The sequence below is a fragment of the Acinetobacter chinensis genome (genome assembly GCF_002165375.2).
Classification (GTDB): Bacteria; Pseudomonadota; Gammaproteobacteria; order Pseudomonadales; family Moraxellaceae; genus Acinetobacter; species Acinetobacter chinensis.
Genome location: NZ_CP032134.1, coordinates 2,387,849 through 2,404,822, shown reverse-complemented (window position 1 = coordinate 2,404,822; position 16,974 = coordinate 2,387,849). Strand labels below are relative to the sequence as shown.

Here is a 16,974-nt window from a genome sequence, read left to right as displayed (position 1 = left end):
TTCATTCTGAATGTTCAGTATTGTCTTTTGAACTTAGCAGACTCAGAGGACGATGTATAGTTTTTGAAATATTGTACTGAAATGATTGAGCACTTGAACGGATCACCTTTGCTTCTCTGTTCTGTGAATCTATAGATCTGATGATTCACGGAATAATTTGCAATGCAGTCTGTGATCTGCAGGTGATGCTTTTATAGATTATAGATAACGTCAAAGAGACAGAATGGCAGATATAAAAAAAGCCACTGGAATGTGGCTTTAGTGTCAAATGCAGTGCTATGAATTAAGAGTTTGGTCCATCAACTCGTTCAATGCTGACTTTCGCAGTCCCTGCATTGGTAATTCCAAGCTGTTTAGCAGCACCATAGGAGAGGTCAAGTACGCGGTTACCATGGAATGGACCACGGTCGTTGACTTTTACAACAACGCTTTTACCGTTGTTTTTGTTAGTCACACGAATATAACAGTTCAATGGCAGGCTACGGTGAGCAGCAGTTAATGCATTCATATCGAATGTATCACCACTTGCCGTTTTGCGACCATGGAACTGACGACCATACCATGAAGCCATACCTGTCTGGCTGAACTTACGAACAGTATTGGACGCCACAGTATTTAACTTTTCAATCACTGAAGGCTCGTCTTCAGGGATTTCAATTTTCGCTGCGATTGTTTCGCGGCGGATCTTATCACCCGAACGTTCAGTGATTGAAAGGCTGCTTAGGTTAGAGAAGTGGTTGTTGAAGCTCTGAGCTTCTTTGTTCAAAACACGCGCTGCAAGGCGCGAATTGTCGCCATCATTATTCAATGATGAAGACTGAATCATTTCGGCTTGCGACTGACTTAAAGCAAAAGTCGTGGCAATAGCCATTAAATACTTAATTGAAGACTGCATCGTAATAAACTCCAGTTAGCCTGTTCGCAAATATTCCACTTAAGTGGCTGAAATACATGGAAACACGCTTGTTATTTCACTTTTGCAACTACATTTGACGAAATGGATAATATTCATGCTGTACAAAGTCTGTCTACTCTTTAATTAAAATTAAGTGAAAAAAAACAGAAAGAGAACAAAATGTGGTTAAAAAATAATCAATATTGTAACAAAATATTTAAATAGTGCAATTTGTGAACTATTTGACAGTTTTTTTTGTTGACTTTATACATATTCAGGAAAAACTGGTCTTATCGACCAGCTATTTCAGTGCCTAACTGCCACACTGCTGTGGCATACATTCTACTCTTGTTATACGTCGTAATCACTTGAAAATTAGGGTAAGTGATGTAATAAGCAGCACCATAATTTTCCTGTAGCTGAATGACATTCACCATATCCAGATCATCAATTTGAACAACAGGATTAACTGGGGAAATGCCCTGGTTTTTGAGCACACCATAAGGTGTTGGCAGTTCAAGATCTTTTGCAATCACTGTTGATGGGTCAGAACCTGTGTAACGGGCTGCAAAACCAATAGGTTGATTGCGTTGCCAGCCATATCCTGCAAGATAGTTGGCAATAGATCCAATGGCATCTACAGCAGAGTTCCTCAGATCAATATGACCATTGTTATCATAATCCACACCGAACTTTGTGATATTGCTGGGCATGAACTGAGGGTAGCCAATCGCACCTGCATAAGAACCACTGACAGAATTTACAGGAACACCATCTTTATATGTCCATGCAATCAGGGCAGCAAGTTCGTCCTGGAAATACTGCGCACGGCGCTCGTAACCGAATCCCAGTGTTGCGAGGGCATCACGGGTCACGAAATTACCCTTATTTGCTCCGAAACCTGTTTCCACGCCCAGAATCCCCAGAATGATGGATTGTGGTACACCAAATTGCTGTTCAGCACGGTTCAGCACATCGGCATACTGGTTTTTGAATCTGACACCGCGCTGTATGGTGCTTTCAGCCATAAAGTTGGTTTTATACTCATACCAGGGCTTACTTTCACCAGGGCGGTTCATAATGCTGATGATATTTGGGATGTTTTTAGAACCATTCATTGCCCAGTCCACCTGTTCAGCACTCAGCCCATAAGTCTGCATGGTTTTCTGTTTAAAACCGGCATAACCCGGGTGATTCTGGAAATCGTTTGCCTGGCAGAAACTGGTCACAGTAAATGCGCTAATCAATAATGAAATACGTTTCAGTTTTTTATATAAATCGGTGTTCAGCATAAGTCCTAAATTTCCAGGTTCATTATCTGTGAGTATGAGTGGGGCATGGCGACATTAAGAACAGCCATAAGAGAAAGTTGCTGCACCACAAAAGCTCTAATAAAGGAAGGTCATTCCAGTTGAGGCTTAAGATACCATCCACGATGCTTAAATGAATAAATCCATATACAAAAAATGACAATCCCACTGCAAATCAGGACATATATGGAAATACATCGTGTTCTCCCTTTATTTTGAATAAAAATCAGTTCAGCATTGATATTATCAGCAGGTATTCACTCTCAGTTATTGTGTGAAAGGCAGACCTGATACACGGATAAAAACAGATATAAAAAAGCAATTTTCTGTAAAAAAATCATAAAGCTTCTGATGCTGAATGATCTGGCATTAAAATTTTAACATAACTTTAAGAAAATAATAAAAATCAATAAATTAAAAAATAAAAAAGCCTGACATGAGTCAGGCTTTGGATAGGGTGTGGATTTAACCGTGATGGAAAAGAGTATCGTGATACTCAGCCAGAACCGCCAGCTCGTCTTTGGTCAGATTTGGAATGATTTTATCTGCAGCAATATGTACTGCTTTTATAACAGCAGCAGCACCGATATCTGCGGCTTTGCGTTTAATCATGCCTAAATCCAGCGTTTTGTTAAAATCAGTCATGAAATGACGGACAGTTGCTTCTGCGAACTGTTTATAAAGCTCAGTCAGTGCAGCTTTATTGATGTCATTTCCTGCTTTGATTTCAGCAAATGTGGTTTTCAGGTTGGTCACCAGTCCTGCATCCAGTGTTTCGCCTACACGAAAGTTTCCTTCTGCATCTTTAAAGAGACTTCTTTCAGAAAATTCGATGGATTGTATAACCACATCGTTGGGTGCTTTGCTGAGTAACTGTTTCAGTAAAACAGCAACAGTTGATTTGATGTATCCCGCCAGTTTTTCTGCAGTGTCACGTTTGTCACTGGCAGGGAAACGGCGTACAAGGGATGTCAGTATGGCATCCAGAATTTCATCATTAATGAGCAGTGCAGTCTGATCACGTAAAGGGTAAAGGGGTTCACTGGAATTTTTTTTCTGTTGACCTTGCTGAATATTGTCCAGCAGTGCTTCAGATGGAATAAATCCAAAAAATGGCATTGTCTATAACCTCAGTATTTTTTCATTTTATTGTCGCGCTAATCGGATTGGGCGAGGCATCCATGTTAAATCAGATACACGGCAAGGGTTGATATCCAGTCCACCACGGCGTGTATAAGTCGCATAAACCATCAGCTTTTCAGGTTGCAGTGTTTGCCAGATATCGGCAAAGATCTGCTCCACACATTGTTCATGGAAACCATTATGCTGACGATATGAAATAATATAGGCTAAAAGACTGCGATAACAAGGTTTTTTACCCTGGTAACGAATAAAAACAGTTCCCCAGTCAGGCTGACCGGTCACAGGACAGTTGCTTCTGAGTAAGTGGGAATATAGTTGTATTTCAGTATCTTGTGCTGCATTTTCTGTTTCGTCCAACTGTAAAAGTGACGCATCAGGATGATTGACCAGGCGGTCAGGTTCTTCGCAGTCTATACAGAATCCTTCAGGTTGAGCAGTTTCAACATCATCAACACCAAATAAATAAAGTGTGACAGGTGCTTCAGCTGCCGCTGAAAGGTCTTTTTCCACCGTATCTATAAAAGCCTGTCTGGAATCGAACTGCGTAAAGTTCATGCTGTTAAAGTACAGCTTGAGCGACTTGGATTCGATCAGTTTTGGAGAGGATGCCGGCAGTTCGATACGTCCGATCGCCACCTGAGGAATACCTTTTGAGTTCAGCCATGAAATCTCAAAAACATGCCACCAGTCTTTTCCCTGATAGATGCCCTCAACTTGGGCATATTTCTCACGGGCTTCTGCACGTGAGATCGGAAAAAGAACTTCAGGGCTGTAAGTAGTTGGGTATTCGGTTTCTTTACCTAATAAAGAGAGTTCGACAGACATTATTCACGCATTCCTGAACCGCGGGAGAGTAGATAGTAAGCAATACCATAAAGTACGCCACAGCATAAAGTTACGATAGTCAGAGACAGCGCAACATTGAAATCGCTATGACCGAGGATTCCAAAACGGAAAGCATTGACCATATATACAATCGGGTTGATTAAAGAGAGATTTTGCCAAAATGGGCTTAAAGCACTGATCGAGTAAAACACACCGCCTAAATAAGTCAGTGGAGTCAGTACAAATGTAGGGATAATGGAAATATCATCAAATGATTTTGCATAGACTGCATTGATGAAACCACCCAGGGAAAACAGTAAAGAGGTAATAATTACTGTATATATAGTTACGAATATATTATGAATCGCAAGATCTGTAAAAAACAGGCTCATCACAGTAACAATCAGACCCACCAGAACACCACGGCAGACACCGCCAATCACATAGCCCCATAGGATCATATGCAAAGGAACAGGGCTCATGATCAGTTCTTCAATACTTTTCTGAAACTTGGCACTGAAGAAGCTGGAAGATACGTTGGCATAACTGTTGGTAATGACTGCCATCATGATCAGACCAGGCACAATGAACTGCATGTAGCTGAAACCACCCATCTGACCGATACGTGATCCAACCAGATTGCCAAAAATCACAAAATACAGGCTCATGGTGATGGCAGGTGGAAGCAGAGTCTGCGGCCAGATGCGCATAAAACGGCGAATTTCTTTAATTACGAGCGTATACAGCGCAACTCTCATCTGGGTGAAATTCATTGCGCTTTCTCCTCAAGATTTTTTTCGACCATTTTTACAAACAGTTCTTCAAGACGGTTGGATTTGTTACGCATGCTGCGGACACGGATCCCCTGAGCTTCTAAAAGCTGGAATAAATCGTTTAAAGCATGCGCTTTATCCATAGTCACTTCTAAAGTCACAGGATCAATCAGATTGAATTTTAAGCCGATGATTTCGATATTGAGCGGTTCAACAGGATTTTCCAGATCAAAAATAAAAGATTCTTCACTGAGCTGATTCAGAAAGGCTTTCATGGAGGTATCTTCTTTAATTACACCCCGATCGATAATTGCAATCTGACGACACAGCATTTCAGCTTCTTCCAGATAATGCGTGGTCAGAATAATGGATGTCCCATTTTCATTCATTTCAGTCAGGAAGTCCCACATTGAACGACGCAGCTCAATATCCACTCCGGCAGTAGGTTCATCCAGAATAAGTAATTTAGGTTCATGCATCATTGCTCGGGCAATCATCAGACGGCGTTTCATACCACCAGACAGCATGCGTCCCTGAGTATTACGTTTCTCCCAGAGTCCCAGTTTTTCTAAGTAGTGCTCTGCACGTTGCTCAGCGATCTTTTTAGGAATGCCGTAATAACCTGCCTGAGTCACCAAGATATCAAAGGTTTTTTCAAACTGACCAAAGTTGAATTCCTGAGGAACGACACCCAGACACTGTTTTGCATCTGATGGATGCGTGTCCAGATTGTGCCCAAAAATTTCAACAGAACCGGAAGTTTTTTTAGTCAATGAACTGATGATACTGATTGTGGTGGATTTACCTGCGCCATTTGGACCGAGCAGGGCATAAAATTCGCCTTCAGGAACATTTAAATTAATGCCTTTAAGTGCCTGAAAACCATTTCTATAGGTTTTGGATAAATCCTTTAACGTCAATGCATCAGTCATGAATTTCTCTCATGGTGAATAGTGCAGATATTGTGAGCGATACTGAGAAATAAACCAAGTAAAGAAAGGGGAATTCTGTGTTGCTGGAATGAAACGTTGCTTAAACTGTGACCAATAAAATAAATGACTATATATAGTTGCTTTATCTTGCTGTTTTTTTTGGTATGATGTGCCTCGCGCGCTCATAGCTCAACTGGATAGAGTACAGGTCTCCGAAGCCTGTGGCGTGGGTTCGAGTCCCGCTGAGCGCACCATTTTCATATTTCAATACATACCAAATAACCGCAAATCCCTATAAATACTGTATTATCTGTCCTTTCATTGTTCCACTTTGTTCCATGCAGTACCGCTATAATCCGAATTTTTAGCAGTACATTTAGCAGTACAGCATGGCAGCACTAAATAATGTACTACTAAACATGGCCAGAACTGTCGTAAGTCTCACTGATACCAGGATTAAATCCGAAATTACAAAGCACAAAAAAGCATTGGATAAGATTCAAAAATTATCTGATGGTGGTGGATTATTTCTGCTTTTAGATAAAAAAGGCGGGACGTATTGGCGTTTTGATTATTATAAGCCGATTACAAAAAAAAGAACCACAATTGGCATTGGCATCTATCCAGCAATGTCTTTGGCTGAAGCAAGAAAGCATCGTGAAGAATATCGTGAATTGCTTTCACAGGGCATAGATCCATTTACTCATAAGCAGCTAATAGAAGAGCAAGCCCGCTTTGCGATGAATAATACATTTGAGGCAGTAGCTCGGGAGTTCATGCAAACAGAAAAAGTTGCTGATTCTACTCGACATCGAAATGAGTTCGTATATCAGTATTTATTTGACGCAATTGGTAAAAAACCAATTCATGAAATAACAGCTCGTCATTTATTGGATGTTTGCCAAATTTATGAAAAGCAGGGTAAGACTGAAACCGCAAGACGTATGCGTTCAAAAGCAGGACAGGTTTTTAGATATGGTTTAGTGCTTGGCCTGTGTGACAGAAATGTAGCATTAGATATACAAGGTTTATTGCAACCTCATCGTGCAACTCATCATGCTGCGGTGACTGACCCTAAATTATTGGGTGAACTGCTGGTTGCAATAGATCAGTACACAAACCGTGGTTCTATTGTCATGTCTTATGCTTTAAGAATCCTGCCACATGTTTTTGTACGCCCTGGGGAGTTGCGGGCAGCGAAATGGGTGGACGTGGATCTCGAAAATATGACATGGGCATATACGCCCGCAAAAACTGAAAATGCTTTGGGCACACAATTAATTGTGCCGCTGTCAGTTCAGGTGAAAAAGCTTTTTGAAGAACTCAAAATGATTACCGGGAACAATGAATATTGTTTTGCAAATTATTGGGGTAAAACACGTCTATTATCCGATAGCTCAATCAATAAAGCGCTTAAAAATTTGGGCTGGGAAAATGGGGAAACAACAGGGCATGGCTTTCGTGCAACTGCCCGGACTTTGCTGGATGAAGTTTTAAAGTACCCGATTGAGCGAATTGAGCAGCAGCTTGGCCACCAGGTCCGTGATATGCATGGGCGAGCATATAATAGAACAAAGTATTTAGATGAACGTCGTGCAATGATGCAATCCTGGTCTGATTACCTGGAAAGCTTAAAAGAAAAAGCCCTTAATTCATAAGGGCTTTGATTTGTTCTGCATATGCTCGTGAAAGCTTTTCGGGTAATTTGACGCGTACAGAACGCCCAAATTCGATTCGTTCCAATTCACCGCGATCAAACATTCTGTAAACAGTTGTGCGTCCAATGTCGAGGAGTTTGCATGTTTGTTGTATTGTTAAAACCATTATTTTTCCTCCTGTGCTCCTAATTCTGTCCCCAAAAAAATTGAACCCTCTTCAGGTAAATCAAAATACCAGCAGTAATACCCCGGACCGGAATGGCCATCTTTCAAGTATTCGATAGACATCTCAGTTTCCAATTGAAATTCAAGCTCGGATTCTTGCCCCTGAGATTTTGAAAACAAGTCTGGTGCGCCAAATTCAAGAGCTTCTTTCAGTTGATTACAAGTTAGAACAACACCATGTAATTTTTCTTGAATAGATTTGATATAAATAAACTGTTTAGCTTGGTGAATTGCATCATCAAGCGCATTGTGAGGAATTCCTGAAAAAGGAATTTCAAATCGTGGCACCGATTTCAACAACGTTCTAAAGCAAAATTCTTTGTAAAACTTCCAAGGTCGTTCGATGCCAAAATAATCCAAGGCATTGTTAATCCAACGTATGTCAGCCAGTGAACCTTTTGACCAGATTTCAGTGCATTTATTTTCTTCAAAAAAATAAACTAAGGCTTGTAATGCAGCTTTAATTTTTTCTCCTCCGCTAAATGCATCTGCACGTGCAGCTGGATCTTGTTGATCCCACCAATCGAGTGTTGATTGGCTTACTGTAAATCCGTATCGTTTTGAATCCTCAATATCAATACCGATATGAAAATATTCATGAATTTGTGATTCAGTAAAAACCACAGCACCAATACTGAGTAAAACAGGCCTCTCACCAGTGCCTAGAGTCTCGCAATCAACCATTAATTTATTTTTCATGCTGATAATCCTTAATAATCTTAGTCATCAAGATATTCACATTCGTCTTCATAGCTCTTATAAAACTTTGAGACGCAATCAGAGCAAGCTTCATAAACTGGCCCACACATGCCTTCATCGGGATCACGATATGAACTCAAATAAGGAACATGATTTCCGCAGTTCCTGCAGCATTCCCATTGCTCAGGGTCTTCTTTTTTTGCTTTAATTGCTGTTTGACGTTCATCCCAACATTGATCGCACATGTTGTAATATTCAGCACCAAAGCTATCGGCTTCAGAACAAATACGATGAGTAGCTTTAATATCGTGGTGTGTGTAGCAAAATGTTCCCCATTCATCATCTTGAATAGAAACAGATTGCCCTGGTAAAGGTGCTGACATTTTTAAGCCTCCTTTCTTAATTGCTTGGTGCGTTCATGGCATTGCAAACAGTGATATTTCCCGCTGTTGTAAACTTTGTAATCAGTAATGCCGTGCAAATCACAGTTACCTTTAAATTCGTTTTCACCAGCAGCCAATGCTTTATTTTTTGCATTGAAATTATACTTTTGACGTTCTTGTTCCTTTGTTAATGGACGGACTTTAGAACTTAGAACTGGACCATTTTTACTAATCGAGTTGGACGTTGATTCACGCATAGATTGCTGGCCAGTTTTGTACTCATTGTCTTTAGACTTCAAGCTCAATCGAGATTGGCCAAACGGAATTTGCACCGGTTCTGATTTGCCCTGAGCCTCCAGCCAGTCGTCGACTTGGTTGGCAAGGGCAATAGCTTTGCCCTGATTAATAAAAACGTCATGTGCGAGATTGGATTTCATTCCATTTCCCCTAATTCTTTATGCAAACGCTCTGCAGTAACGCGGTCAACTGAAACAGGAACCACGTGATGACCCTGCATGTGAAACGAAACGACACTGCAGTCATCTTTTTCACGAAACACGACGTTGTTTAAAAGTGCAAAATTAATGCAATGTTTTTCATGATTTAAATCTGTGAACTGAAGCATTAGATAGCCTCCTTTCGATGGCCTTTGGCCATATTCTCAATATGCGTAAAGGCTTCAAACATATTCATTGCAGCCAGCTTTGGATCACTCAGATCGATGCGTATTTTCTCAATACGCTTTTTAGGATTACGCCAGGCATATGCATAACCGCCTTTGAAAACATAAATAATCAATTCGTTTTTAGTTGGGTACAGAGACATGTTGATTTCAAAATCAGTGTCTGATTGCGTCATGCATAAACGCGAAATATTGGCGATGCCGGTCAAAAGATTTGCTGCTAAAGTAGTCATGGCGCATAACTCACTGCTTCAAGATATTTCGCATAAAACTTGGCCTCATCTGCATTTAAAATGATGATGTCCTGGTCTTTTAAAACAACACCATTACAAACGGGGTGGTCATGAGAACCTTTTTTACGGTAAAGCTTGGGCCATGAATCAATCACAGATTGTTCGGGGACAATGCTTTCTGGGGTTTGTGTTAATTTCATACTATTCACCGTTGCTTAATCCAGCCGCATCCACGACATTCCCATTGACCTGAGCTTGATCCTGTATGGCTTACTCCACATGAATCAATGTGATAGCCACAATTGGGGCAGATAATTCCATTAATAAATTGAATTTTCATACCGAATCTCCCAGTGTCTGCACACGGACAGCTGCAGCAATTTCATCCAGCCATTTTGATTTATCGGCTAGATCAATAAATTCATAATCCTGGGCAGCATCGATGAAAGCATTTGCCTGAGCAATTGCTGTTGAAAAATCGTGTTGGCTGGTTGCACTGCGTATGCGTTTGATTGCAGATTCAATCTGATTGAAAGCTTTGTTACGGTAGTGCTCATAATCCAGAGCAGGCTGTCCAAAGTCTTCTGAGACTAGACGTTTGACGATAATTGCATCAAATTCGGCATGATCAAGCTTAGATTTGTGTTCAGTAAAATTTGTCATAAAAAAACCTAAGTAAAATTAGTTCATTTACTAAACTAATTAAACTTAGGCTTTGTGTCAACAACTTTACTAATTAAACTTAGTTATTTTTTAGAGGAACTTTTGGCTCGGTGTAAATTTGCCTTTGTATTTTCCTTTATATTCGGCACCTTCAGTCAGCGGGATGATATTTGGCTGAAAATCAGGATTTAATGCTTTAAGGTATAATTGATTGAACTCACGAACTAAAGCTTTAAAAGTTGCAGCCCCATCACAGCTCACAACAATCATTTCACCTGTCTGTACTGACTCAAGTGGAACATCTGGATCTATGCAGATATAGTCACCATCACTAAAGTGAGGAGCATTACTGATCCCTTGAATGATCATATAAAAACTATTTTTTCCAGCATTGGGTGGTGCAGGAAGCCATTCATCAATTTCATGGGGGGAAATACTTCGCACATCTGTAAATGTACCTGCTTGTACGTATGTCAAAACTGGAAGCATCCTTGCTACAGGTCTGTAGTCTACGACTGAGTCTGAAGTATCTGTTTTACCATACATTATAAAATCAATGGTAGTCATTAATGCGGGAGCCATGATATTTAAATACTCCAGTTTGGGTGTATTAATATCTTTTTCCCAATATAAAACAGCAGCATCAGAAACACCCAACATCTGAGCAAGTTCTTTTTGCGTCAACTTTGCTTTCTTCCTGAGATCTTTTATTCGGCTACCGATTGTTTCCGGTTCTTGAATCTCTGTAATGTCTTTGGTGTTCATAATAACTACCTAATAAAAACTAATTTATCTTAGCTATTGACTAACTAATTTAACTCAGATTAAATAAAACTAAGTTTAATTAGTTTTGGTGAAAAAATGACTCGAAATGAGGCGATTGAATTATTGAATTGCTCTTTAGCGGAATTGGCAACTTTACTGGGTATTTCTACAGCTGCTATTGCTCAGTGGAACCCTGAGAGCATTCCTAAACTACGTGAATATGAAATTCGTGATATCCACAAACTTTTAACTGAAGCTCATGATCAGAATGTAAGTCATGAGCAAGCTGAAAGTAATGTCTAATCTGGGGGTAAATCGGATATGAAAGCATTTTTATCAAATTATGCCGCTGAACATGCAGTACTTCCGCTTGAAGTTGCGTTGTACCGGGCATGTAAGGATCGGCACGGATCTAAAGCCGCAATTGCTGAAATACATGGTTTTAACGCTATGACTTTCAGTAAAGCTGTTGATGTAAATAACGATCAGTTCAATTTAAAACCTGAGCATATTGAGGCGATAGTCGGTTACACAAAAGATATTCGGATCTTGGAAAGTCTGGCAGCTGCGCATGGTTCAGCAGTGGTGTATGAAATTCATGGCGAAATCGACATTCATGATTCAGGCTTTCTTGCAAACATCGGTGAGGTGTCAAATCGTGTCGGTGAGCTGTTTTCAACAGTCAGTGATGCGCTGAAAGACAATCGCATTATTGATGTTGAAATGGCCACAATTGAGAAACATGCGATGGAGCTGATTGGTGCAGTTGTTGAGCTTAAAAAGCTGGCACGTTTGAAGGCTGAACATGATGCAGGAGAATGCTGATGGCTTTATCGTTTGATCAGGTTCGGGATGCAGCTTATGGGCATTGGAGAGATCTAATTTTTCCAGCATTTGGCATCACTGTTCCGGCTAAAAAAAATCAGCATGGTCCTTGCCCGATCTGTGGTGGTAAAGACCGTTTCAGATGTGATGATAAGCAAGGTAAAGGCACATGGATCTGTAGTCAGTGTAATGCTGGGGATGGTTTTGCATTAGTAGAAAAATCCAGGGGGTTAAATTACTCCGATGTTCTGAAAGAGGTTGGTGCTGTTCTTGGCTTGTCTGCAGACTCAAAAATCACAGAGGCTGATCGCCAGAAATGGAGAGAAACAGCTGAAAGACTTGAGAAAGAACAGTTATTAAAAGAATTAAAAGAAGAGCAGGCGGCTGCAAAAAGAGCAGAACGTACCTGGAAAGCTAAATCAGTTGATCGGGATTGTCCCTATGCAGCACGTAAGCAGATAAATACTCATAATTGCAAAATTAACGGCAAAGGTAACTTGATTGTTCCGTTGATAGATATAGATGGGGTGATTTGGAATATTCAGGAGATACATGCTGATGGATTCAAACCATATTTAACTGGAGGTCGGGTAAATGGGTGTTTTCATATTTTTGGTGAAATATTAGAACCTGATCAGATTGTATGTATTGCAGAAGGGGTTGCAACATCAGCAAGTATATTTGAGGCAACAGGATATACAACTGTCGTTGCATTTCAATCAGGGAATATTGACAAAGTCGGTGTAGCAATTCGGTCAAAATATCCATTATTAAGACTTGTTTACTGTGCTGATGATGATAGTGCAACACTTGATGCCGGTCTGAAAGCTGCGAACAAAGCTGTGGCTGCTACAGGCGGTATTGTGATTTTACCCGTGTTTAAAACAGTGGAGCCATTTTGATGGATGATGAAATTTTAAAGCAGCCAGAGGCATCATCAAAGCCACTATCAGACTTTAATGACCTGCATGTGTCTGAGGGCTTAGAAGTCGTGCGGGAGCAGATCGAACAGGGGATTTCATATCAACTTTCGGCTTTTGCTGTTTCCCCAGACCCCCTTGTTTTAGCCGACCACCTTTCGGGGCAAAAGTCAAATGATGAAATTAAAAATAATGATATAAAACATAAAGATAGCGTTTTTATGTCGCATGAATCTGATTTTGTTCTGGATTTTACACCACCGATGAACGGTCAGCCTGAAAGTGGCGAGCAGGAAATGCAGGGGGTCGGGGTTGTTCAGAGTGATGCTGAAAAATTGCAGAACGCTTTGGATAGATATGCTGTGATCGCATGCAGTAATGACGCATTTGACTACAAGACAAAGCATAAATTTAAAATTTCATCGTTGAAACATACGCTCAGTCTGACTTTTAAGCATTGGTATAGTCACCATTTGCGTAAAACAATTGAAAAGGAAGATGTTGAACAGTTGTTGATAGATGCAGCAGGCTTTGTTGCGCCAAATATGAGCAAAAACTGCGTATTGCTTAAAGGTGAAACTTTTCTATATGACAAATCATTAAACAGGGTGGTTGGCTGGTCAGCTGCACAGCTGATGTATCCGCATGAGTATAAAAAGTGGATTGAAAGTCCGACCCGTTGCGAAATTGATTATGAAAAATTGATCTTTGACCCGACCCGTAAGATTGATATTGATCCAAATTACATCAACACATTTGAGGGGTATTCAGTCAAAGAGCTGACGGATCAGGATCAGAACAGACTTGAATATGCAGTTACCCGTTCAAGGTGCGCAGGTATTTTGAAAATGATCTGGTCGCTGTGCAATGGTGATCTTGATATTCAGCGCTGGTTACTCCAGTGGTTGGCATACCCACTGCAAAATGAAGGACAAAAAGCCCACAGTGCCGTGCTTATGGCAAGTCATATCCAGGGTTCAGGTAAAACCACATTATTTGAAAAAGTGATGGGTGGAATTTATGGAAAATACCATCGTGTGATTACATCACAGGAACTGGAAAGCCCTCAGTTCAACGGTTGGTTAAATAATGCTGCTTTTATTTTTGGTGAAGAAATTGCAACAAATGCGACAAAATATAACGTTACGCCTTATCTGAATGCATTGATCACAGCCAAAAGTGTCACGATCAATGAAAAACAACGTCCACAAAAACAGGTCCCGGCGTACTTCAATATGGCATTTGCATCAAATGAGAATATTCCATTTCCACTGCACGGTGAAGCACGTCGATGGTTTGTGATCGCTCCTGCGAGCAAACTGGATGAGCAGCTCAGTCAGCAAGTCTATTCTGAAATTGCAAATGATGGACTGGATGCATTTTATACATATTTGTTAAGTATACCGTTGGAGGGATTTAAGCATGATAAGCCGCCAGTGACTGATGCTAAGCGATTGTTAATTAATGCAAGTAAGCGTTCTATTGAGGTGTTTATTGATGAATGGCTCTGTGGAGAAACCAAGTATAAGTGCGTCAGTTGTAGAGCAAAACAGCTATACGAGTCTTACAAAGAATGGGCTTCATCATCACTTGAACATAAATACTCATATCGAAAATTTACGGAGGATTTAAAGAAAATTGAAGGAATAACATTGCTTGAAAAGCAACGATGGCGATGGGGAAGAGAAGAGGGCCAGTCATTGATTATCTCTGTAGGTGAGAAGCCTGAAGGTAAAACAGACATGGACTGGTACGGTGAGTGTGCTGATGAATTTGAAAAGGGGGTTCCAGATGTTCTTGACAAACGCATCGCTTAAATCTAATATTTTTCACGTTAAAACAATGGTTTGTGAGCCATTGAATGTGAACGATGGGAATGAAATAAAACATCGTTCACACGCTCGTTCACACGATAACTGCTTGAATATTCACAATATATTCGAGCAATGTGAACAAGTGAACGGCTTCTCATGCGCATACGTGAGAAGTAATTTTTATTTTCTTCTTTCTGTTTATTCTTCTACTGTTCAACCTGTATTTATTTTTTTTCTTTCCGCGTATGCGCGTATTTTATTATTCACTTGTTCACATTTAAATAAAATAAATATAAAAACAATGGCTTACCATGTGAACGACAGTGAAAACTCGTTCCCAGTTCGTTCACATCATTCACATGAGGGCTGACCAATGGAAAAGTATTTAAAATTATTAAGCCCAAAATCAATCAATTACGAAGCAGACCGTATTGATGGTGGTATCCCTTCACTGCAGGCACAGGATGTATTGCTTGCAATGAGCTATGCAAAACTGACACCGCTCCAGGACAATCTGCTGCGCTTAAAATATTTTGGAGCGAATACAAAAGCGAATATTGAATTATTCAGTTCAGTGCTGGTCAGTAGATTCGAATCTAATTTTAATGGTTATGGTGTGCCTCAGGTTTATCATCGTTCAATTTTAAAAATTGCTTTGATGGAGTTTTGTCTTGTGCCTGGTGGTTATAAACCTTCAAAACGTAATCGTGCAGTGCTTTGTGGTTTTAGTGATACTACGGTTTTTATACACATGATGAAGCGTGTAGACGAGGTTCTTGAGTTGTTTAATCTTGAGATGAAAATAGCGGAAGTTAAAATATTTACTCAAATAAGTAAATTAAGTTAAATTAGTATTTGACTTAAAAACCAATATAAGTTAATTTTTCTCATAGTGGAAAACTGTAATTAACGCTGTAGTTTCCCTCAGGTCGAAAGACCTTTAACCACCTGATCGGTGGTTTTTTTTCGTCTGTATGTCGGCTGGGATACCCGGCATACAGACATTTTTTTAACAATTGTCGGGTGGTGGTTATGACTGGAGATCGGGATCTGCACTGGCAGCAACATGAGCAACAGATTCAGCAGGCTGAACGGGCAAAGAATAAAGTGCGGTCTGGGAAGTCAAAACTGTGGGAGTTGGCATCAGCTGAGTTTCTATCAGTCAATCAGTACTGTGCAGATTGTAATAAACGCAATTATGTCAACGTTGCAGAACATGTGTTTCATATCGAATGCCCTGCAGGTGACCGCATGAAGTTCTGGGATGTGCGGAACTGGCAGTCACTTTGCAAAGATTGTTTTGTGCGTATCAGTGGTGGAGATCCGGTCAGTGTTCCTGCTCCGGTGGATGATGAAACGCTGGAATATATATATACGGTGAAGTGATGCCAAAACTTGGAAAACTGGGCAGCAGTCGCCTGCCGACACTGCAGTCCAATCATCGGACATTGCCAAAACCTGAACCGGCTTATGGTCAGGGTCGTGGTGGTAGACCGTGGCGCAGGCTGAAACAGCAGGTCCATGAACGTGATGAATGGGAATGTCAGCAGTGTGGCCGGATCACAATGGAACTTCAGTGTGATCACATCGTAAACAAGGCGCAGGGTGGCACGGATGATCTGAATAACCTGCAGTCGTTATGCACTGAGTGTCATGACAGGAAGACTCAGCAGGAAAGTAAACAGGGGATGCGCGGATGACTAAACATACGTTTGATGTTGAACAGATCCAGCCTGATGCAGTGCTGATCATTATTCGTGGTGAGTTCACTCGATTTGCATCTTTGACAGATGCACAGCAGTTTCGTGGCCATCTTGAAGAAGTTTCTGCACGAGTAGGTAAGCCGATATTCTTTTTTGATCATTCGCTGGGTATTGAACAGCTGAATGATCAAAAGTTGGCGGCTTTAGGACTTCAGCGTATTAAAGATTAAAAGAACATATAGAACTGGCACACGTTAGCCTGGTTCAATGTGGACAGCTCGGAAAGACGGCACGTTCATGTGTAAGCAAAACCATGGATGATTCTATGTCTCAGTAAGGAAGCTGAGAGTACAAAGTGGGTATAGAAAGGATTCAAGCCTTGGTGACGGCAAGCCATTAACACATCAGTTGGCCAAATTGAGTCAGTTAAATCCCTGTCGATAACGGCAGGGATTTTTAATTCGTGGAACATTTAAAGCGATTCATTTTATTAAAGTTTTCGTGGAACATTTTAATAAAATGAATA

23 protein-coding genes, 1 tRNA gene and 2 pseudogenes are annotated in these 16,974 nt (G+C 40.5%); 10 read left to right on the top strand and 16 right to left on the bottom strand.

The features are described from left to right. Positions 1-283 precede the first annotated feature (283 nt). The 6 genes from CDG60_RS12440 to CDG60_RS12415 form a co-directional block, all read right to left on the bottom strand. Positions 284-895, bottom strand: a complete 612-nt coding sequence (locus tag CDG60_RS12440; RefSeq protein WP_087511789.1) for a septal ring lytic transglycosylase RlpA family protein — start codon at positions 893-895, stop codon at positions 284-286. A gap of 290 nt (positions 896-1,185) precedes the next feature. After that, a complete protein-coding gene (gene mltB / locus CDG60_RS12435; protein ID WP_087511788.1) occupies positions 1,186-2,187 on the bottom strand; it encodes a lytic murein transglycosylase B in 1,002 nt (333 codons plus the stop codon). 483 nt (positions 2,188-2,670) lie between these two features. Continuing rightward, positions 2,671-3,324 carry a hypothetical protein gene (locus tag CDG60_RS12430; protein ID WP_087511787.1) on the bottom strand — a complete coding sequence of 218 codons (654 nt, stop codon included), beginning with the start codon at positions 3,322-3,324 and terminating at the stop codon, positions 2,671-2,673. 27 nt (positions 3,325-3,351) lie between these two features. After that, positions 3,352-4,173, bottom strand: a complete 822-nt coding sequence (gene queF, locus CDG60_RS12425) for an NADPH-dependent 7-cyano-7-deazaguanine reductase QueF (RefSeq protein ID WP_087511786.1) — start codon at positions 4,171-4,173, stop codon at positions 3,352-3,354. Beyond that, a complete protein-coding gene (locus CDG60_RS12420) occupies positions 4,173-4,946 on the bottom strand; it encodes an ABC transporter permease (RefSeq protein WP_087511785.1) in 774 nt (257 codons plus the stop codon). Before CDG60_RS12420 ends, queF begins: the two co-directional genes overlap by 1 nt. Then, positions 4,943-5,878: an ABC transporter ATP-binding protein gene (locus tag CDG60_RS12415; RefSeq protein WP_087511784.1), complete on the bottom strand. Its 936-nt coding sequence runs from the start codon at positions 5,876-5,878 to the stop codon at positions 4,943-4,945. Before CDG60_RS12415 ends, CDG60_RS12420 begins: the two co-directional genes overlap by 4 nt. Positions 5,879-6,056: 178 nt before the next feature. Between CDG60_RS12415 and CDG60_RS12410 the strand changes: the two genes are divergently transcribed. Together CDG60_RS12410 and CDG60_RS12405 are read left to right on the top strand one after the other, a co-directional pair. Then, a tRNA-Arg gene (locus tag CDG60_RS12410) sits at positions 6,057-6,132 on the top strand. A gap of 165 nt (positions 6,133-6,297) precedes the next feature. Beyond that, on the top strand, positions 6,298-7,536 hold the full coding sequence (locus tag CDG60_RS12405) for a tyrosine-type recombinase/integrase (protein WP_087511783.1): 1,239 nt from the start codon (positions 6,298-6,300) through the stop codon (positions 7,534-7,536). On the opposite strand, the gene CDG60_RS12400 is transcribed toward CDG60_RS12405, so the two are convergent. The 10 genes and pseudogenes from CDG60_RS12400 to CDG60_RS12360 all read right to left on the bottom strand — a co-directional run bounded on the left by CDG60_RS12400 (position 7,526) and on the right by CDG60_RS12360 (position 11,186). Beyond that, on the bottom strand, positions 7,526-7,702 hold the full coding sequence (locus tag CDG60_RS12400; RefSeq protein ID WP_087511782.1) for a helix-turn-helix domain-containing protein: 177 nt from the start codon (positions 7,700-7,702) through the stop codon (positions 7,526-7,528). The genes CDG60_RS12405 and CDG60_RS12400 overlap by 11 nt on opposite strands. Then, positions 7,702-7,935: pseudogene (locus tag CDG60_RS18560) on the bottom strand (hypothetical protein); the annotation flags it as partial. The gene CDG60_RS12400 and the pseudogene CDG60_RS18560, both read right to left, overlap by 1 nt. A 93-nt stretch (positions 7,936-8,028) precedes the next feature. Then, positions 8,029-8,445: pseudogene (locus tag CDG60_RS18555) on the bottom strand (3'-5' exoribonuclease domain-containing protein); the annotation flags it as partial. A gap of 35 nt (positions 8,446-8,480) precedes the next feature. Further along, positions 8,481-8,843, bottom strand: a complete 363-nt coding sequence (locus CDG60_RS12390) for a hypothetical protein (RefSeq protein WP_087511780.1) — start codon at positions 8,841-8,843, stop codon at positions 8,481-8,483. A gap of 2 nt (positions 8,844-8,845) precedes the next feature. After that, positions 8,846-9,280: a hypothetical protein gene (locus tag CDG60_RS12385; RefSeq protein WP_087511779.1), complete on the bottom strand. Its 435-nt coding sequence runs from the start codon at positions 9,278-9,280 to the stop codon at positions 8,846-8,848. Continuing rightward, positions 9,277-9,468: a hypothetical protein gene (locus CDG60_RS12380; protein WP_087511778.1), complete on the bottom strand. Its 192-nt coding sequence runs from the start codon at positions 9,466-9,468 to the stop codon at positions 9,277-9,279. Before CDG60_RS12380 ends, CDG60_RS12385 begins: the two co-directional genes overlap by 4 nt. Continuing rightward, positions 9,468-9,758 carry a hypothetical protein gene (locus CDG60_RS12375; protein WP_087511777.1) on the bottom strand — a complete coding sequence of 97 codons (291 nt, stop codon included), beginning with the start codon at positions 9,756-9,758 and terminating at the stop codon, positions 9,468-9,470. The genes CDG60_RS12380 and CDG60_RS12375 overlap by 1 nt, the downstream gene beginning before the upstream one ends. Further along, complete coding sequence (locus CDG60_RS12370; RefSeq protein ID WP_087511776.1) at positions 9,755-9,958, bottom strand: hypothetical protein; 204 nt, start codon at positions 9,956-9,958, stop codon at positions 9,755-9,757. Before CDG60_RS12370 ends, CDG60_RS12375 begins: the two co-directional genes overlap by 4 nt. Positions 9,959-10,094: 136 nt before the next feature. After that, positions 10,095-10,421, bottom strand: a complete 327-nt coding sequence (locus CDG60_RS12365; protein ID WP_087511775.1) for a hypothetical protein — start codon at positions 10,419-10,421, stop codon at positions 10,095-10,097. A 90-nt stretch (positions 10,422-10,511) separates the two neighbouring features. Then, the gene (locus tag CDG60_RS12360; protein ID WP_087511774.1) at positions 10,512-11,186 is read right to left on the bottom strand and encodes a LexA family protein; all 675 of its coding nucleotides are present in this window, start codon (positions 11,184-11,186) and stop codon (positions 10,512-10,514) included. A gap of 96 nt (positions 11,187-11,282) precedes the next feature. Here CDG60_RS12360 and CDG60_RS12355 point away from each other — a divergent pair, with 96 nt between their 5' ends. From CDG60_RS12355 to CDG60_RS12320, 8 genes are all read left to right on the top strand, one after another. Continuing rightward, positions 11,283-11,489 (top strand): Cro/CI family transcriptional regulator, encoded by a 207-nt coding sequence (locus tag CDG60_RS12355; protein ID WP_087511773.1) that lies wholly within the window; start codon positions 11,283-11,285, stop codon positions 11,487-11,489. Between the two features lie 18 nt (positions 11,490-11,507). Continuing rightward, positions 11,508-12,011, top strand: a complete 504-nt coding sequence (locus CDG60_RS12350; RefSeq protein WP_087511772.1) for a phage regulatory CII family protein — start codon at positions 11,508-11,510, stop codon at positions 12,009-12,011. Continuing rightward, on the top strand, positions 12,005-12,913 hold the full coding sequence (locus tag CDG60_RS12345; protein WP_227542878.1) for a primase-helicase zinc-binding domain-containing protein: 909 nt from the start codon (positions 12,005-12,007) through the stop codon (positions 12,911-12,913). The genes CDG60_RS12350 and CDG60_RS12345 overlap by 7 nt, the downstream gene beginning before the upstream one ends. After that, positions 12,913-14,748 carry a DUF5906 domain-containing protein gene (locus tag CDG60_RS12340; RefSeq protein WP_227542877.1) on the top strand — a complete coding sequence of 612 codons (1,836 nt, stop codon included), beginning with the start codon at positions 12,913-12,915 and terminating at the stop codon, positions 14,746-14,748. The genes CDG60_RS12345 and CDG60_RS12340 overlap by 1 nt, the downstream gene beginning before the upstream one ends. A gap of 370 nt (positions 14,749-15,118) precedes the next feature. Then, positions 15,119-15,592, top strand: a complete 474-nt coding sequence (locus CDG60_RS12335) for a hypothetical protein (RefSeq protein ID WP_087511769.1) — start codon at positions 15,119-15,121, stop codon at positions 15,590-15,592. A gap of 185 nt (positions 15,593-15,777) precedes the next feature. Then, positions 15,778-16,131 (top strand): hypothetical protein, encoded by a 354-nt coding sequence (locus tag CDG60_RS12330; protein WP_087511768.1) that lies wholly within the window; start codon positions 15,778-15,780, stop codon positions 16,129-16,131. Further along, complete coding sequence (locus tag CDG60_RS12325) at positions 16,131-16,445, top strand: HNH endonuclease (RefSeq protein WP_087511767.1); 315 nt, start codon at positions 16,131-16,133, stop codon at positions 16,443-16,445. The genes CDG60_RS12330 and CDG60_RS12325 overlap by 1 nt, the downstream gene beginning before the upstream one ends. After that, positions 16,442-16,678 carry a hypothetical protein gene (locus tag CDG60_RS12320; protein ID WP_087511766.1) on the top strand — a complete coding sequence of 79 codons (237 nt, stop codon included), beginning with the start codon at positions 16,442-16,444 and terminating at the stop codon, positions 16,676-16,678. The genes CDG60_RS12325 and CDG60_RS12320 overlap by 4 nt, the downstream gene beginning before the upstream one ends. Positions 16,679-16,974 lie beyond the last annotated feature (296 nt).

Coding starts and splice junctions, on each gene's coding strand:
- CDG60_RS12440 (WP_087511789.1), bottom strand. CDS start 895: ATGCAGTCTTCAATTAAGTATTTAATGGCTATTGCCACGACTTTTGCT.
- mltB (WP_087511788.1), bottom strand. CDS start 2,187: ATGCTGAACACCGATTTATATAAAAAACTGAAACGTATTTCATTATTG.
- CDG60_RS12430 (WP_087511787.1), bottom strand. CDS start 3,324: ATGCCATTTTTTGGATTTATTCCATCTGAAGCACTGCTGGACAATATT.
- queF (WP_087511786.1), bottom strand. CDS start 4,173: ATGTCTGTCGAACTCTCTTTATTAGGTAAAGAAACCGAATACCCAACT.
- CDG60_RS12420 (WP_087511785.1), bottom strand. CDS start 4,946: ATGAATTTCACCCAGATGAGAGTTGCGCTGTATACGCTCGTAATTAAA.
- CDG60_RS12415 (WP_087511784.1), bottom strand. CDS start 5,878: ATGACTGATGCATTGACGTTAAAGGATTTATCCAAAACCTATAGAAAT.
- CDG60_RS12405 (WP_087511783.1), top strand. CDS start 6,298: ATGGCCAGAACTGTCGTAAGTCTCACTGATACCAGGATTAAATCCGAA.
- CDG60_RS12400 (WP_087511782.1), bottom strand. CDS start 7,702: ATGGTTTTAACAATACAACAAACATGCAAACTCCTCGACATTGGACGC.
- CDG60_RS12390 (WP_087511780.1), bottom strand. CDS start 8,843: ATGTCAGCACCTTTACCAGGGCAATCTGTTTCTATTCAAGATGATGAA.
- CDG60_RS12385 (WP_087511779.1), bottom strand. CDS start 9,280: ATGAAATCCAATCTCGCACATGACGTTTTTATTAATCAGGGCAAAGCT.
- CDG60_RS12380 (WP_087511778.1), bottom strand. CDS start 9,468: ATGCTTCAGTTCACAGATTTAAATCATGAAAAACATTGCATTAATTTT.
- CDG60_RS12375 (WP_087511777.1), bottom strand. CDS start 9,758: ATGACTACTTTAGCAGCAAATCTTTTGACCGGCATCGCCAATATTTCG.
- CDG60_RS12370 (WP_087511776.1), bottom strand. CDS start 9,958: ATGAAATTAACACAAACCCCAGAAAGCATTGTCCCCGAACAATCTGTG.
- CDG60_RS12365 (WP_087511775.1), bottom strand. CDS start 10,421: ATGACAAATTTTACTGAACACAAATCTAAGCTTGATCATGCCGAATTT.
- CDG60_RS12360 (WP_087511774.1), bottom strand. CDS start 11,186: ATGAACACCAAAGACATTACAGAGATTCAAGAACCGGAAACAATCGGT.
- CDG60_RS12355 (WP_087511773.1), top strand. CDS start 11,283: ATGACTCGAAATGAGGCGATTGAATTATTGAATTGCTCTTTAGCGGAA.
- CDG60_RS12350 (WP_087511772.1), top strand. CDS start 11,508: ATGAAAGCATTTTTATCAAATTATGCCGCTGAACATGCAGTACTTCCG.
- CDG60_RS12345 (WP_227542878.1), top strand. CDS start 12,005: ATGCTGATGGCTTTATCGTTTGATCAGGTTCGGGATGCAGCTTATGGG.
- CDG60_RS12340 (WP_227542877.1), top strand. CDS start 12,913: ATGGATGATGAAATTTTAAAGCAGCCAGAGGCATCATCAAAGCCACTA.
- CDG60_RS12335 (WP_087511769.1), top strand. CDS start 15,119: ATGGAAAAGTATTTAAAATTATTAAGCCCAAAATCAATCAATTACGAA.
- CDG60_RS12330 (WP_087511768.1), top strand. CDS start 15,778: ATGACTGGAGATCGGGATCTGCACTGGCAGCAACATGAGCAACAGATT.
- CDG60_RS12325 (WP_087511767.1), top strand. CDS start 16,131: ATGCCAAAACTTGGAAAACTGGGCAGCAGTCGCCTGCCGACACTGCAG.
- CDG60_RS12320 (WP_087511766.1), top strand. CDS start 16,442: ATGACTAAACATACGTTTGATGTTGAACAGATCCAGCCTGATGCAGTG.